Here is a 15,418-nt window from a genome sequence, read left to right on the forward strand (position 1 = left end):
AGCCGAGATCGGCAAAGCGCTCAGTAGACCTCTGGATTCGGGTCGGTGCGTTCCATTTCCAGCGACGCCGCCAGCAGCGCCAGGCGCGCCACCACGCCATAGACATAGAAGCGGTTGGGCGCGGCCGTCCCCGGCTTGGCCTTCAGGTCCGGCACCGCGTGCTGCTGCGCGAACGCCAGCGGCACGTACTGCGAGCCCGGTGCGTTGAGGTTCTGGTCGATGCCCTTTTCCGCGTGGATGCGGTAGAAGCCGCCCACCACATAGCGGTCGATCATGTAGACGACCGGCTCGGCCACGGCGCTTTCGATGCTCTCGAACGTCGGCACGCCTTCCTGGATGATGAAGTCGGTGACTTCCTTGCCATCCTTGATGACGATCATCTTGTCGCGCTGGGCCTGGGTCAGGTCCTTGATTTCGCTGGAATCCTTGATGGTCAGGATGCTGGTGCCGTAAGTGCCGGCATCCGGCTTGACGATCACGAACGGCTTCTGGTCCTTGATGCCGTATTCCTTGTATTTCTTCTTGATCTTGGCCAGCAGCGCATCAACATTGGCGGCCAGGCATTCGTAGCCCTCGCCAGTGCGGAAGTTGACTGCATCGCACTTGGCGTGGAAGGGATTGAGCATCCACGGATCAACGCCGATCAGCTTGCCGAACTTCTTGACCACCTCGTCGTAGGCGTTCATGTGGTTGCTCTTGCGGCGCAGCGCCCAGCCTGCATGCAGCGGCGGCAGCAGGCTTTGTTCGTGGATATTCTGCAGGATGTCCGGGATGCCCGCCGACAGGTCGTTATTCAGCAGGATAGTGCACGGATCGAAGTCTTTGAGGCCGACGCGGCGGCCGTTCGGCGAACGCACCAGCGGCTCGACCACCAGCATATTGCCGTCTGGCAAAGCGATCGGGGTCGGCTGGGTCACGTCCGGCGACAGCGAGCCCAGGCGCACGTGCAGGCCGGTCTGGCGGAAAATCTGCATCAGACGGGCGACGTTCTGCCAATAGGTTGGATGGCGCTGGGTAATTTCCGGGATCAGCAGCAAGTTGCGCGCGTCCGGACAATACTTGTCGATCGCGGCCATGGCGGCCTGCACCGACAGCGGCAGCATCTCGGTGGCCAGCATGTTGAAGCCGCCCGGGAACAGATTGGTATCGACCGGCGCCAGCTTGTAGCCCGCGTTACGCATATCCACCGAGCAATAAAACGGCGGTGTGTGCTCCTGCCATTCGAGGCGGAACCAGCGTTCAATCGCAGGAGTGGCGGCCAGGATTTTTTCTTCTAAGTCGAGCAGCGGTCCGCTCAGGGCCGTGACGAGGTGGGGAACCATGTTTACATCCTTATTACCGTGCAGACTATGCCACATGAGGGCAAAAATCCTATTTTAAAGGCAGGAAATAAAAAAAGCGCCCCGCGGGGCGCTTTTGGATGAAACATTATCAATTAAGCATGGTAAGCGGATTCGCCGTGGGTGGTGATGTCCAGACCTTCGCGCTCTTCCTCTTCCGGTACGCGCAGGCCGATGACCACGTCAACCAGCTTGTAGGCGATCAGCGCGACGATGCCGGACCAGACGATGGTCGTGCCCACACCGGTTGCCTGAATAATCACTTGCGAGCCGATCGAGTAGTCAGCCGAAGCCTTGTTGGCAACGTAGTCGAAGATGCCCTGGCCGCCCAGCGATGGGGCCGCAAACACACCGGTCAGGATGGCACCCAGGATACCGCCGACGCCGTGCACGCCAAACACGTCCAGCGAGTCGTCCGCGCCCAGCAGGCGTTTCAGGCCATTCACGCCCCACAGGCAGATCACGCCCGCCAGCAGGCCCATGATCAGCGCGCCCATCGGACCGACGAAGCCGCACGCCGGGGTAATCGCCACCAGGCCAGCAACCGCGCCCGAAGCACCACCCAGCATCGATGGCTTGCCTTTGAAGAGCCATTCAGCGAATACCCACGACACGGTGGCCGCCGCAGTTGCCAGCAGCGTGTTGACGAAGGCCAGCGCAGCGATGTCGCCCGCTTCCAGTGCCGAGCCGGCGTTGAAACCGAACCAGCCCACCCACAGCAGCGATGCGCCGATCATGGTCATGGTGACCGAGTGCGGCGCCATCGATTCGCGGCCGTAGCCGACGCGTTTGCCCATCATGAAGGCGCCGACCAGGCCAGCGACAGCGGCGTTGATGTGCACCACGGTACCGCCAGCGGTATCCAGCGCGCCTTTCTGGAACAGGAAGCCGCCTTTGGCCGTTTCCGTCGCCAGCGTTGCAGCGTCCTTGATGGCGTCAGGGCCGGTCCAGAACCAGACCATGTGCGCGATCGGCAGGTAGGCAAAGGTGAACCAGATCACCACGAAAGCCAGCACGGCGGTGAACTTGGCGCGCTCGGCGAAGGCGCCGATGATCAGGCCGCAGGTAATCGCGGCAAACGTGCCTTGGAAGGCGACGAAGATGAACTCAGGAATCACCACGCCTTTGCTGAAGGTGGCAGCGTAGGCAAACGCGCCTTTGGCCGGGTCCCAGATACCGTTCAGGAAGGTGCGGTCATGCAGGTTGCCGAAGAACGCATTGCCTTCGGTGAACGCCAGCGAGTAGCCGTAGATGGCCCACAGCACGATGATGAGCGCGAAGATCATGAACACTTGCATCAGGATCGACAGCATGTTTTTCGAGCGCACCAGGCCGCCGTAGAACAAGGCCAGGCCGGGAATGGTCATCAGGATCACGAGCAAGGTGGAGACCATCATCCAGGCGGTGTCGCCTTTTTGCGGCGCTGGCGCTGGCGCAGCTGGTGCGGCCTCTGCCGGAGCAGCTGGCGCGGCGGCGGCTGGCGCAGCTGCAGTTGCCGCAACAGGCGCGGCAACCGGCGCCGAGGCGGCAGGTGCGGATGCGGCAGCAGCGGCAGGCGCTTCAGCGGCCGGCTTGGCGTCCTGCGCGTACACGGGTGCGGCCAGCGCGAACAGGATAGATACCCCAGCCAGCACGCTTGTTATAGTTTTTTTCATCAGTCTTCCCCTTAAAGAGCTTCGTTGCCGGTCTCGCCGGTACGAATGCGGATCACTTGTTCCAGGTTGTACACGAAGATCTTGCCGTCACCGATCTTGCCGGTACGGGCAGCGCCTTCAATCGCTTCGATGGCCTGTTCGACGACGGAATCGTCCACCGCCGCCTCGATCTTGGTCTTCGGCAGGAAGTCCACCACGTACTCCGCGCCGCGATACAGCTCGGTGTGACCTTTCTGGCGGCCGAAGCCTTTTACTTCGGTCACGGTAATGCCCTGCACGTTAATTGCCGACAGGGCTTCACGCACCTCGTCAAGCTTGAACGGCTTGATAATGGCGGTAATCATTTTCATACTGGCCTCGCTTAGAAGGTTTTGGAGATGGTCAGGACAGCACCGGTTTTACCCAGGTTCTTTCCCTGTCCGACGTAGGCGTCCGTGTCGGCATAGACCGCCGCCAATGCCACCGTCACTACGCCGAAATCTTTGGTCACGCCGATTTTGTAATCCGTGTAGCTGGAGGCGCTGTTGTTCTTCACGTTCTGACGGCCGATGTGCAGGTTCAGGGTGTAACCGTCATACACTTCCTGATTGAGCTGGCCATCGACATAGCCGGAGTTCTTGGAATCGGCAAAGCCGAACAGATTGGTGGTCGACTGCGAATACTTCAGCGAGAATGGACCGGCCGAGATCTGGCCGTACAGTTCAAAGGTATTCGCGCTCGGGTTCAGCTTGTTCGACGGATAGTAGTAATACAGGCCGCCGACGTCATAGCTGATGGTGTCAGTGATATTGCCGCGCTTGCCGGCATACAGGTCCCATTCGACGCTGCCGTCGCCACCGCCGTCCTTGACCCACTTGATGGTCGACAGCCAGGTGCCGGCATAGAAGCCGGTAGGGTTATTGACGTAATCCGCGCCACCTTGCAGGGCAGGCTTCAGGCGGGTTTGCGATACGCCGCGGTAGCGGTAGTCGCTGACAACGGCAGCGTTAAAGCTGACTTCGTTGTCGGGTTTGGCTTCTGGGGCGGGTGCCGCCTCTTCAGCGTGCGCCAGGGACGCGAATGCTAAGGTCAACGCAGCAATCAGGGTTAAGTTCTGGGCCATTTTCATAGTTGTTTTCCTAGTGAGTTGAACTTGATTAGCAGATGCGGTTTAAAATCCTTATTAATGAAGCAGTGAAAGCATTCAATGGCTTCTTTAGCAGAATGTGTGCCAGCTAATTTTGTCTAGGAGTTTGGTGCCGTATCATCGTTGATAACGGGCCAGCCAGGATGAGCGTGAGAATCCGCACCAGATTAACGCCGGATCGCACCATGATGGTGCAGTGAAGGACCAACCAGAGCAAGGAATAATATGGATATGAACACTTTTTTTAACGACTTGCAAAACAAGATCAGCCAAGCCATCGAAAACTCACCAGCAAAGGACATTGAGAAGAACGTCAAGTCCATGATGACGCAAGGTTTCGCCAAACTGGACCTGGTGACGCGCGAGGAATTCGACATCCAGACCCAGGTGCTGGCCAAGACCCGCGCCAAGCTGGAAGCGCTGGAAACCCGCCTGGCTGAGCTGGAAGGCAAGATCAATCAGTAAGTCTTGCGATGCGCTCGCCCGTTTGGGTTAGCGCAAACGTGACGCGGCGGCCTTGGGCTACGCTGGCGGCTGGTTCTTCTTGTCCATCCGCCCAGCCATGTCCATCCTCGCCGTACTCAAGAGCCGCGCTCTGGCTGGCATGGAAGCGCAGGAAGTCAGCGTAGAAGTGCATCTGGCCAACGGCCTGCCCGCTTTCACCATCGTCGGCCTGGCCGATACCGAAGTCAAAGAAGCCAAAGACCGCGTCCGCGCCGCCATCCAGAATGGCGGTTTTGAATTTCCCGCCCAGCGCATCAGGCGGTTTTTATAGACTATAGTGGTTGTCAAGCGAACCGGACAACCCTAAATTTTCACTCTGCATCCCTACGCCGTTTCGCCGCGAATATTGACAATCTTTATTGACAATTTTCTTTGGGGCGGACTGACATGCTTCTCCTCCGAAAAATCTCCGCAGAGCGGGCCTGTCTTTGGCTCACAGATGAAGACGGCGCCGCCACAATGTTCGAGCTGGATGAATTTTCCTGGCTTAACGCAAACGACGTGATCGCATTTTTGCAGCCTGCTATCGACTTCTACAACGGGCGACGTGTTAGCACGCAGAAAAACTATATGTCAAAGCTACGGCTGTTCGGCAAGGAAATGCGCCGCCTTGGCGTTAATGCGTTGCCTGAAGGCGAGGAGGCTTGGCAGACGTTCATTTTCGATGCTTTTACCATCTGGATGACGAGAGCCTGTAAGGCGACGATAAGCTCCAACGCTGGCGTTTGGGACTCTATCATTCGACCATTCTTACAGTTACTCAGAGATGTGGCGGATTTGATACCGCTAGGAGTAATAGTACCTGATGCGTCGCAAGCCGTCACAGATGACATTTCTTCCGAAGATTCATTAATTGGCAACGTCAATCCGGAGGAAGTATCTCGAACAGATCAACTTGTCGTAACTATCGACCTTGAACGCAGCGACGCGGAGTACTTAGACGAGCTTCGCGATGAACTCGTGCACCGGTCAAGCATTCTTGAGCAATGCTGTCTTGCGTGGTGGGAACAAGTCGAGCAGCACTATAGGTATGGGGCGGACCTGATTGCGGGGACAAATTGGCAGGGACTACTTGAGCGTTTAATGAGCGGCAAATATCTAGATCCGCAATTTGGACGACGCGGTGGCGCCCGCTTTCACTTTGCTAACGGGCGAAGTAAAGAGTCCCTTGGCAACCTGCTTTCTATATTAGCCAAGCTTCATGGAAGAAATACCAATAAAGCTTTGATTGAGAAGACTGCCTCTCTACCATGTTATAGCTGTATTCGGATTCCGAATTCTGCACCTGAAACAGTTTCGCCGCTCGTCACCTTAAGGCAACGCTTGAATTGGATGCTTGGAAACCTATGTGCGACGGATTATTCCTGTGCCATGGTACTGCTAACAATGAATCATCCAAAATTTACAACAAGTAGTCTACTAAAGGCAAAGTTGAAAGACAAGAATGGGCATCCTTATGTTGAGGTCGATGATTTTGGAACTTCATTTCGGATCGACAAACATCGAGCTAACACCATCAAGAGCGAAACTTTGTCAGTCCATTGCGAGTCGATCCTAAATTTGATAATTGAGATGACATCCCACCGGCGGGACGAGCTTAGCCGCATCCAATCCCCATTCGCCAACAGCCTTTTTTTAATCGGAAATCGATCCCAAATTATGCCGCTAGACCCCACACATGCAACAAGTTTTTTGTCTGGCTGGCCGTGGATGAATAGCAGGGCGGAGAGAAGATGGCTCGGTAGCTATTTTCCGCAATTGGAGAAAGCAGGGATTTCTCAGGGTACGTTAACGTTAAGAAGGGTCAGGGCAACGCAAGGCGTTTTGGCCTGGTTTTCTTCTGGCTCAGCGGAATCGATGGCCCGAACGTTGGGAAACACAGCTGCCGTAAGCGTGGAAAATTACTTACCTAGAGCTCTGCTTAACGCTTGGAACACGCGTCAGTTGCGCAGGTTTCAAAATATTTGGCTGTCCGTGGCTGCCGCCAATGAAAGCTATCAGGTGACCGCGACCGACTTCAGCGATCTCTCGGCTCTTAACTCGTTTCTATTGAGAGCCATAGAGATATTACCAAACGGCTCTTCACCGTTAGCCAATGAATTGCATGAACGGTTGCAACGATCAATTTCGGGTCAGAGTTCGACTCAACTGCCTGAGGGAGCACTATCAATTCCGGCTTCAAAAAATTGCCTTTTAGCGCTGTACCTTTATAAAGAAGCAGCCGCCCTCGCCGGCATTTCCCCTTCTGCCCTGCGAACCATCGACATATCAACTGGAATATGCCCTAACGACATCATTACGCTTTCTGATTTGGTCAGAAGTCGGGCTATTGAAGATCGCAATCCGAAAGTACGCCAAGCTCATGAAAATGCGGTCAAAGAACTTCCTGAAATCATGGCGCGCACGAATTGGCAGCACTTATTTGCCAGATGGGGAAACAATTATGAGCAACTCCCAGAATGAACCAATGCCGCGCTCGCATACCGTCGCTCGACTCATTGAACACGCTAGAGCACAGGCTCGGCCTTACGCGGGCTCCTTCGACGCATCATGGAATTTAACTAGCTTTGATTCGGAAGTGTGGATCCTACAGACTCCCGCAACCAGGCGGTGTCAGGATGGTTCTTGGGCGGGAGTTATCTTCGTCCGGTGGAAAGTACTTTTGCCTGACGGAAGCCATCTAACTGACATAACAAATACCGTAATGCTGACGACGATGAAAAAGGTCCTCGTTTTGGCTACAACAGAACCAGACGGCATTAAAATGAGTGGGCCGTTACTGACATTTTTTTTAGATCTTACTGTAATCGTGAAATGGATGTATATCCACAAAACGAAATATCATCCAGAAAAATTTGGTTTCGCATTACTGGATAGGCAGGCATTAGAAAGCTTTATGACAATTTTCATAAAGGAAGGAAATCTCGGAGTACTAAATTATCATGGCATACTAATCAAATATCTGTATGACACGATTCCTGAAATATCATTCAGCCCCACATTAATGGAAGATCCATATCACCTACCAGCCGAAGATGTTAGACATATTATAAAATGGTTTGAAATAAATGAGTTTTATATAAAAAGAGGAATCAGAAAATATGATAATTCTCTCACGCTATCTCGCAAAAAGATCGCAAAACTCATTGGCACCGAAGCCAAAGTATTAACATCCGAAAAGATCACGGCATTTTTTCGTCAATTTGAACCCGATTTGGTTTCACAGCATTCACTCCTATTATTACCGGTTGCGTCTTCCTCCACTGAATATATTTCACATAACGTTCGTACAATTTCCGAAGTCATTAACGCCCCCATAACTTATACTGCAAACTCAGCGACCTTGAGTGCATGGGAACGAATTTTTACTCTTCATCGCCACATCCCTGATTATCTGCCCACGTCGGACCACGTTAAGTTCTCTGCGACTAGAAAAATGATGATCGAATCTTCGACTCCGAATAGCAAAACGCCTTGGATTCCGCTACCAATCGCTCTAAAATATACAAACGAATCATTAAGGATGGTATTAAATTTCGGACCGGCATTAAAAGATTTCTACATTAAAGCGGTCTGCTTTTTCTTCAAGAATGGACTATTCAACGTCGATGAAGAAAGTACATTCGAAATGGCAAGAAAGAGAAATGAGAGAAACAAGTGGGTGCAGGATAATATTCCGCAAGATTTGCAGACACTTAACATCAATGGATGGACCACAAACTTCCATCCAAACACAGAAAGCTCCTGGAATTCCTTTAGGCAAACGCCGAGCTTATCTGATCTTATCACGACATTAATTGGTGCAACTTTGGTTTTAACGACAACTCTAAAGCCTATGCGCATGGGTGAAGTTTGTTTATTAAAAAAAGATTGCATACTCTACAAATCTAACGACGGCTATTATTTAAAGCACGTGCAAGAAAAGAGAAATACACGGGATGTTTTTACGGAAATTATCCGCCCAGTACCTCGCGTTGTCGCGGATGCGTTGAGTTTGCTTGTAGATATTAGTGACGCGTTGAAATTAGTAACTTCTGAGGCCGATCCATATTCATGTGAGATGCTAATGTATTTTTGTGGCGTAAACAAAAACGCCACGATTCAACCGTCCGTCATGTCTAAAAAATACCTAATTTCTTGTATCGACCGATTTTGCGATTGGGTAAATACAGATCCCGACGAGTATGGCAGAAGATGGTATTACCGTGTTCACGAGGGCAGGAAGTCTTTTTTGATTACGTTCTTTTGGTGTTTCAAGTATGCCAGCCTTGGTGCAGCAAGCTGGATGGCTGGACACGGAAGTTGGAAGGAGACACTTACCTACATAACGTCTAGCTTTCCCGGAGACGAACTACCTGAATTCGAGGCGCAGTATGCTGCAGAACAGCTATGGCAATTAGAAAAATATGGCAATAGTGAAGCCTCAAACACCCGACAACTTTACCTGTCAATTTGTGACCATTTTAACGTTACTCAAGTTAATCTAATACCAGAAAATGATTTGAGATATTGGTTAAAAAAAGCGTTTGAGGAAAAAATTTATTCCATCACTCCTATAATTATCCAAAATTCCGAAGCTGCAAATTCCGTAGAAGTTGCATTTAAAATTAAAAAGGGAAAGCCAAATGCCTCGCGTAAAGGCAGTACAAGATAGTCGAATGAGGGAGCACGATATTGGATTCCAAATGCGCCTGGCAGCACTCACGGCTATTTTGGCCGGGAAAGTCACCAGCGATAGAATTGCTGCCGCGTGCGTAAGTCAATCAGCACTTGCGAAGCTAAATCTACCGGAAAAAAATATTAACCCCATGAGCCTTAACACGTTAAAATCCGCTGCTCAGAGAAGCTCTCAATCGGGGTGGGAAAATTTGGACGATCTGAGAAAGAAGGTGCTGCTAAAAAATAGCGAAAGAAAAAATAGTATTAGTAAAGCCAACCGTGCGTCCGTAGTAAAACACTCACTGCAAAACGAAATTGATGAATCTTTTCGTGTTCGATCTTTCCTCTACAGGGCTTACTCTGACCTTTTAGCATTAGCTGAAGCACATTCGCGTACAGATAGTTCATTTCAGGAAAAATTGCTTCAGCACAAAGAATTGTTTTTAATCGAAATTGGTTTTCACATAGTTCGTTCAGACAATGAAAAATAACCACCAACTCTTTAGGGTTATAAATGACGTAGAATTACCAAGTCATCTCAACCCACATACCAAAACAATAACCAAAGATATAAAAACTTTACTGGCATTTCTATGGCCAGACGGGTCTCCCTGCGTGCCAATTGAACTTTTCCTACTTGAAAAGAGCTATGAGGTAACGGTTCGATCTTACGATGGAGGTTCTCTGAAAGTTTGGGCATCTCATCTTAGTCACTTGGCGAGATATTGCTTTAACAATTCAATTCAATTCCAAGATTTAGATGATAATTCATTTAAAAACTTTGCAATATATCACTTGGGAAACCAGGAAATATCGAAGTTCGGCTTTCCCAGCAGGTCCAATAATACAAATCGCGCTGTAATTAGGTCTTGTATTTCATTTCTTCAATGGTTGCAAACAACGTTATTCATTGATCGGGTTATTGTTGGATCGCGAGAATTGTCGCCGCAGATAAGACTAATTAAAAAAGAAAAGCGGGGGCGCGGATTAGAAAAAAAGACCATACTTGAATATCCCTATGCTCCGTCGCCAGATACACCGGAGCCCAAAGGTCCTATGCCAGGTACAATAAGGAACAAACTGTGGGACATCGCTTTGGAGAGTCGTAATCATACGTTCCGGGAATGCTACCTTCAAGCGCGTCGAGAACAAATCCTTTCTCTTCTCGAGGCAACCGGGTGTCGTCCAGGCGAACTTGCAATGATGGCAATTGATGAAAACCCGCAACCGGTAAAGATGGGTGCCGTTTTCTTACGTACTGAAAAGCGCCGCAGAAAAATCGACCCTTTGCGTAGAATTCCTGTTTCGCTGGAAGTTTGCATTACACTAGAGCGATACTTAATGGTTGAAAGAGCTGATCTAATTGCAGAGCTCAAATTTGACGGACATACTCCGAATGATCGCTACGTGTTCTTGACCGCAGACAAGGGATTGCCCATATCGCCTTCCGCCATGAACAAGGACTTTACACGAATGGTAAAACGGGCGGGCATCACTCAGCGCGCGTGCATGAGCATGTTTCGCCATCGTTTTATTACTATCCAAGTCGCTTTGCATCTACAAGACTATCTAGCTAGCCATAACGTTACGACGACAAATCAAATCCTCATCTTAGATAAAATTAGCATCCTGACCCGAGTGGCCGCAATCACAGGCCACAGTAACCCTGAGAGTCTCCTTCCCTATATCGATCTGGCGTGGGAGTATCTAGGAGCATTCAGACCCATAGATGGTGCCAGAGAACTTGTCAGTCTGCTGAACGAAAGCGCCGGTTACATTCGAACATTAGGCAAGGCCGCCGGCAAAACGGCCCACATGACGAAGACAGCAATCGTCGAATCGACGGTCAATGAACTCCGCGCACTTGAACGGCGCATTCGGAAATTGATCGATCCCCCTAAGTGTGGTCCGGATACGTCAACTTGAGCGCCTTTTACGGAAAGGTGAGAGATGGCCCGCCAAGAACGAATCTCGGAACATGGCAAATGAGCATCAGCCTGTTTATGCTAGCCTTCGGAGCTCAAAAGGCGGCAAGTGAGTATTCTTCCCATAGCGGGAGCCACTCATGATATTTTTGAATTTACTTAACACAACCGCTATCAACTGGCGAAGCACTGGCTATTTGACTAAGTGTCGCCACACACATGTCTTTATCTTGCCGTCGCCGGACGTCACTCGCCAATGGGGGCATTACTGGCACACCTTTCAATGTCGAGCTGCTCACCACTGTAGTATCTACAACGTATAATTTATCAGGAAAAGCGTGAGATGAATTCGCTAACATCCAATACCCTAACTTTCATTCCTAGTACTTTGATGATAAATCGAGATTTTGCCAAAGAATCGATGTCTGCAGTCACGAAAAATTTTGCATCAGATGCTGAATATAAATGCTTCATGTCACGCAACTGATTCGAAGGACGGTTCTTGTTAGTAACCTTTTCAGCGAACAGAGGTTGAAAATCTAGCAATTCATAAGCAAGTTCAAGCTTAGCTCCAAAAGTGAGATTTTTAAAATTTCGCCCGGAAAATTTCGCAAATGCAGAGACTGCTTCTATAAATATTGCTTGAACATCGTCAATTTTTTCCGCTGACAAATATTTTAAAAATGGCAAAATTTCTGTATGTAGCGCTGGAAAATCTTTGATTATGGAGGTCGGCCTTTTCTCGATATTCATAACAATTTTCTGCGCTTGACGGCGAAATATTTTATAAAATCCGGGGTCGTTTTTATTTTCCCAAAGCATCACAAGAATGCGTTGCATCACGGATGAATCAAATTTCCCATCGTTGTCTTTGAGTGCAGCAAAAAAGATATCATCCTTTTCCAATAGCGAGAGTTCGATTGGAACTCCTCCCTTGCTGTCGGCGCGAAAGCTCATTGTCGCCCCATTTTCGTTGCTTACTGCTTGGACAATAAACGAAAAGTCAACTTCAATATTGCGAACCTGAATTTCCAGAAATTCTCTCCCCGTACTTTCATCGCGAGCAAATACGACAGCTTTGGATCCCGTCAATTTCTTAAGGAACTCGACGTCTCTCTCCGAGTAATGTTTTTTTTCTTCTGAGTGTCCAGAAGCCAAGTCCCGCAGATGGGCTTCGGAGTACGGAATATCATATCGCCTAGCTAAACGGGTAGCTATTGGTAATATGGCATCATCGTATTTCCCTATGCGCGGCTGCAGAGCGTATTTAATGACGTTCCAGTCAAAATAAATATATTCCCTCATACTAGTCAGAACCTAAACATCGTCATAGATTGATGGTAAATCTTTACCCCAGTTCGCTGTGAGTAGTTTCCCCTCTTCCCACGCCTCAATATCATATCCAAGTCCAATTAATAATTCTCGCGCGTCTTTTGCCATTATAAATTTTCCATAATTGAGGTACGCCAATTCACTTTTTGGTTCAGTGTTCAAGTAGGCGTAAGAGAATGTTGGGCCAGGATGCGATACTTTAACGATATTTCGTCGAGTAGTAATGCCGCTGTTTTTTGCGCTAACCAAGTTATCAAATGTCATTAGCTCAATCCCTTCTCGTTGCAGGTCGGCATACATTTTCTTTCTGGCACCGGTGTTATTTTCACTACTACGTCCGTAGATCAGAGCATATTTTACGTCCCAGCTATTCAACGCCATGCCAGATAACCCCATCATAGCTCTAAAGTCAGATATTAGTTTAGAGTAATTCTCTGGTTCCCGCAGATCAGCTCGCCATCGCTGTACTTGTTCGAAAGCCTTAACAAAAGCGTCCGATTTTTCGGGCTTAATTGGTGTTCCTACCCACATTTTCTTGGCAGGGTCTTCGATCTCAACCAGTACGATTGTATTACTCGCAGACGTAGTCACCAGGTAAGCAAAATCAGTAACATTACCACTAGGGAGAGGATACTTTGTCAGAACCCAGTTGAACCAGATCCCATGATGTTTCACAAAGGGAAGGTGTAGATACTCCGAATGACGGCATAACGATTTATGAAACGCTTCTTCTCCAGTTGCGGATTTTAGTGCAGTGGATAAATCGGGAATACTTGTGGCGGTCTGCTTTCCATGTCGCAGCATCTCCAGTTCAGTATCAATTAAAAATCCTTTAGTCATACCATCACCTTACCTTTGCCATTCGAATAGAGTGGCATTAAGCATATCACCTTACTATGGCGCAACGGCGCCTAGCTACCGAGCAACTCTGTTACATATGTCAATTTGGCCAAGGTCTATCTTGACCATGGAGAATAACATCTTGCTCATCTGAAAAATACGCGAAATCTCACACTCCTGAGTGGCAGCAATGTATGAGAAGTGGCGGCGACTTATGAGAATTGGTGGCCGCAGTGATGAGAATCCTCAAGCAAGCTGCTCGAATACCATTCACAGCTCATTTTTAGGTCAAAGGAATCAACTTGGACAGTTCACTAATAATTTTCCTCATCCACATGCGGCGAGACTCGTCAATTACCATTCTGAATTCCCTGACAGGGATACTTTCATGAGTCGGCAACGCTGGCGAGCGCTCGCGCTCACGCGCGCTCAATAAAGCGGATCGGATGACAGCAGCCCACGGTCGGCAACAGCAAGGACGCGTTTGACGGGAAAGCGGGCGATGATTTTTTCGATGGTTGGCTTGAGCGTCCTCTCGACGGTATTGTCATCAAATACTTCGTGATAAAGCGGCCGACCTTCGGCCGTGCTCGAGCGTGCCTGTCGCGGCCTTATCGTTAAACACTTTGCTAGGCAATCTTCAGCTGCGGAATGCCGGCATGGCTTGTGAAGTCGACCTGCACGAGATATGGCCGGAGTGCTTCTAGTTCACTACATTCGCGTTTGCGGATCTCGTCTGCCATTGACTGAAGCAGTTGCTCATGGTCCCTAAGAAATGCTCTGACCGTGGCAATCTGTGCAAACCTCAGCCGGGTTAGGACGTCACGGTTGGAAGCCGCTTCCGCATTGGATTTTGGGTTCAGGTAATAACTTTCGCCATGCCCTTTTTTCAGCCAGGTTTTGGCCGCTTCTTGCCAGTTCTCATAGTCCCCCGCTCCTCCTTGTCCCGGATCGTCGTATACGACATATTCAGCTTCCACGCCGGCCAGTGCCATTAGCATGCGCCACTCCAAGTAGTTGGCGGTGTGGTTGCTGGACTTTTTACGGTCAGCGGCGACGAAGCCTGCCATCGTGTCATCGGCTCCCATGGTCTGCGCGACGCAGGCCCTAAGATTAGGTGGGAGCGGGTCGAGTGCAGCATAAAAAAGAGCATGGCCGGCTTCATGGATCGCTGAGCGGTCTTGAGATTCCCGGTCAATCGGCTCTCGCCCAATAACCTCGGCATAGGGCGAGCGATTGACAAAGCGCCACACGCAATCCAGGAACACCAGAGTCAGTAAGCCAAATGCAGCAGCAATCACGTGCTCTGGATTGTTCTTGACCCAGGCCTTCGCATCCTCCAGAGGAGCATGGAAGGCACAGATTAGTTTTAATCCGACATACAGCCAAAGGCAACGTTCTATACCCGTAAAAATGGGGATCAGTATTGCCTTGGGATGGGGGTGTCTTGAATGCTCATTGATCAATGAACCCACGCTTTGGACAAATATCGCCGAGTAGCCAATATACGCCGCTACTGCATAAGCAATTTTCATCACCTGTGAAAGCGCCTCTTCACCCGGGCCAAACCACATCAGGAGCAATGCCGAGATGCCGATTGCAATTTGCGGGGTCAAAATCTTTGCCCGCTGTTTTACTCGGTGTTTGCGTAGGCATCTGGCGAATAAGGTTCGCCCTGTCGCTAGGTGGCGCGGGAGCATGGATGTTTTCATGGCGCAAGTATACGGGCGTTCCAGTCCTAGCGTCCAGCAACTCAGACCGCTGCCGTTACCAGATGTGTTGCCGTAACTCGGGTGCGCAGATGGCGCTGGTGTGTGTGATCGGAGTTGCTTCTTGAATCTCCAGCCTGCTCTGGAATCATGCCAGTGCATACGTGGCTGTTCGCGCAGAAGGTAGCATCCTCACGGATCGCCGGTTACCAGGCATTTACACAGAGCCGTGACAATCCGAGAGAATTGTTGAAGTCTTTTCGCTTACAGTAGTGAAACAAAATACCAAAGAAGGAACAACAACAACAACAACAACAACAACAACAAC

General features: G+C 50.0%; 12 protein-coding genes and 1 pseudogene. 6 read left to right on the forward strand and 7 right to left on the reverse strand.

From position 1 onward, the window contains the following. Positions 1 to 20: 20 nt before the first annotated feature. The 4 genes from gshA to BUA36_RS26365 all read right to left on the reverse strand — a co-directional run bounded on the left by gshA (position 21) and on the right by BUA36_RS26365 (position 4,103). Complete coding sequence (gene gshA / locus BUA36_RS26350) at positions 21 to 1,322, reverse strand: glutamate--cysteine ligase (protein ID WP_072789180.1); 1,302 nt, start codon at positions 1,320 to 1,322, stop codon at positions 21 to 23. A gap of 113 nt (positions 1,323 to 1,435) precedes the next feature. Next, positions 1,436 to 2,995 carry an ammonium transporter gene (locus tag BUA36_RS26355; RefSeq protein ID WP_072789182.1) on the reverse strand — a complete coding sequence of 520 codons (1,560 nt, stop codon included), beginning with the start codon at positions 2,993 to 2,995 and terminating at the stop codon, positions 1,436 to 1,438. A gap of 11 nt (positions 2,996 to 3,006) precedes the next feature. Next, positions 3,007 to 3,345 carry a P-II family nitrogen regulator gene (locus BUA36_RS26360; protein WP_072789187.1) on the reverse strand — a complete coding sequence of 113 codons (339 nt, stop codon included), beginning with the start codon at positions 3,343 to 3,345 and terminating at the stop codon, positions 3,007 to 3,009. 11 nt (positions 3,346 to 3,356) lie between these two features. Continuing rightward, the gene (locus BUA36_RS26365) at positions 3,357 to 4,103 is read right to left on the reverse strand and encodes a TorF family putative porin (RefSeq protein ID WP_072789190.1); all 747 of its coding nucleotides are present in this window, start codon (positions 4,101 to 4,103) and stop codon (positions 3,357 to 3,359) included. Positions 4,104 to 4,346: 243 nt separating this feature from the next. On the opposite strand from BUA36_RS26365, the gene BUA36_RS26370 reads away from it, so the two are divergent. From BUA36_RS26370 to BUA36_RS30050, 6 genes and pseudogenes are all read left to right on the forward strand, one after another. Continuing rightward, positions 4,347 to 4,586, forward strand: a complete 240-nt coding sequence (locus BUA36_RS26370) for an accessory factor UbiK family protein (RefSeq protein WP_072789195.1) — start codon at positions 4,347 to 4,349, stop codon at positions 4,584 to 4,586. Positions 4,587 to 4,683: 97 nt separating this feature from the next. Further along, positions 4,684 to 4,881 (forward strand): annotated as a pseudogene (locus BUA36_RS26375) (magnesium chelatase domain-containing protein); the annotation flags it as partial. Between the two features lie 203 nt (positions 4,882 to 5,084). Further along, positions 5,085 to 7,088: a hypothetical protein gene (locus BUA36_RS26380; RefSeq protein ID WP_139260695.1), complete on the forward strand. Its 2,004-nt coding sequence runs from the start codon at positions 5,085 to 5,087 to the stop codon at positions 7,086 to 7,088. A gap of 253 nt (positions 7,089 to 7,341) precedes the next feature. Next, positions 7,342 to 9,279, forward strand: coding sequence for a hypothetical protein (locus BUA36_RS30465; protein ID WP_208861932.1), 1,938 nt, complete (start codon positions 7,342 to 7,344; stop codon positions 9,277 to 9,279). Positions 9,280 to 9,283: 4 nt separating this feature from the next. Further along, entirely contained in the window at positions 9,284 to 9,775 is a 492-nt protein-coding gene (locus BUA36_RS30470; RefSeq protein WP_139260697.1) for a hypothetical protein, read from the forward strand. Next, the gene (locus BUA36_RS30050) at positions 9,765 to 11,210 is read left to right on the forward strand and encodes a tyrosine-type recombinase/integrase (RefSeq protein ID WP_084560355.1); all 1,446 of its coding nucleotides are present in this window, start codon (positions 9,765 to 9,767) and stop codon (positions 11,208 to 11,210) included. The genes BUA36_RS30470 and BUA36_RS30050 overlap by 11 nt, the downstream gene beginning before the upstream one ends. Before the next feature lie 326 nt (positions 11,211 to 11,536). Here the strand turns inward: BUA36_RS30050 and BUA36_RS26390 are convergent, their stop codons facing one another. The 3 genes from BUA36_RS26390 to BUA36_RS26400 all read right to left on the reverse strand — a co-directional run bounded on the left by BUA36_RS26390 (position 11,537) and on the right by BUA36_RS26400 (position 14,997). Continuing rightward, entirely contained in the window at positions 11,537 to 12,514 is a 978-nt protein-coding gene (locus BUA36_RS26390) for a hypothetical protein (protein ID WP_072789205.1), read from the reverse strand. Positions 12,515 to 12,526: 12 nt separating this feature from the next. Continuing rightward, a complete protein-coding gene (locus tag BUA36_RS26395; RefSeq protein ID WP_072789208.1) occupies positions 12,527 to 13,381 on the reverse strand; it encodes a Shedu anti-phage system protein SduA domain-containing protein in 855 nt (284 codons plus the stop codon). A 629-nt stretch (positions 13,382 to 14,010) separates the two neighbouring features. Beyond that, on the reverse strand, positions 14,011 to 14,997 hold the full coding sequence (locus BUA36_RS26400) for a hypothetical protein (protein WP_167544337.1): 987 nt from the start codon (positions 14,995 to 14,997) through the stop codon (positions 14,011 to 14,013). Positions 14,998 to 15,418 lie beyond the last annotated feature (421 nt).

It is taken from the genome of Duganella sacchari (assembly GCF_900143065.1).
GTDB classification, from domain to species: Bacteria; Pseudomonadota; Gammaproteobacteria; order Burkholderiales; family Burkholderiaceae_D; genus Rugamonas; species Rugamonas sacchari.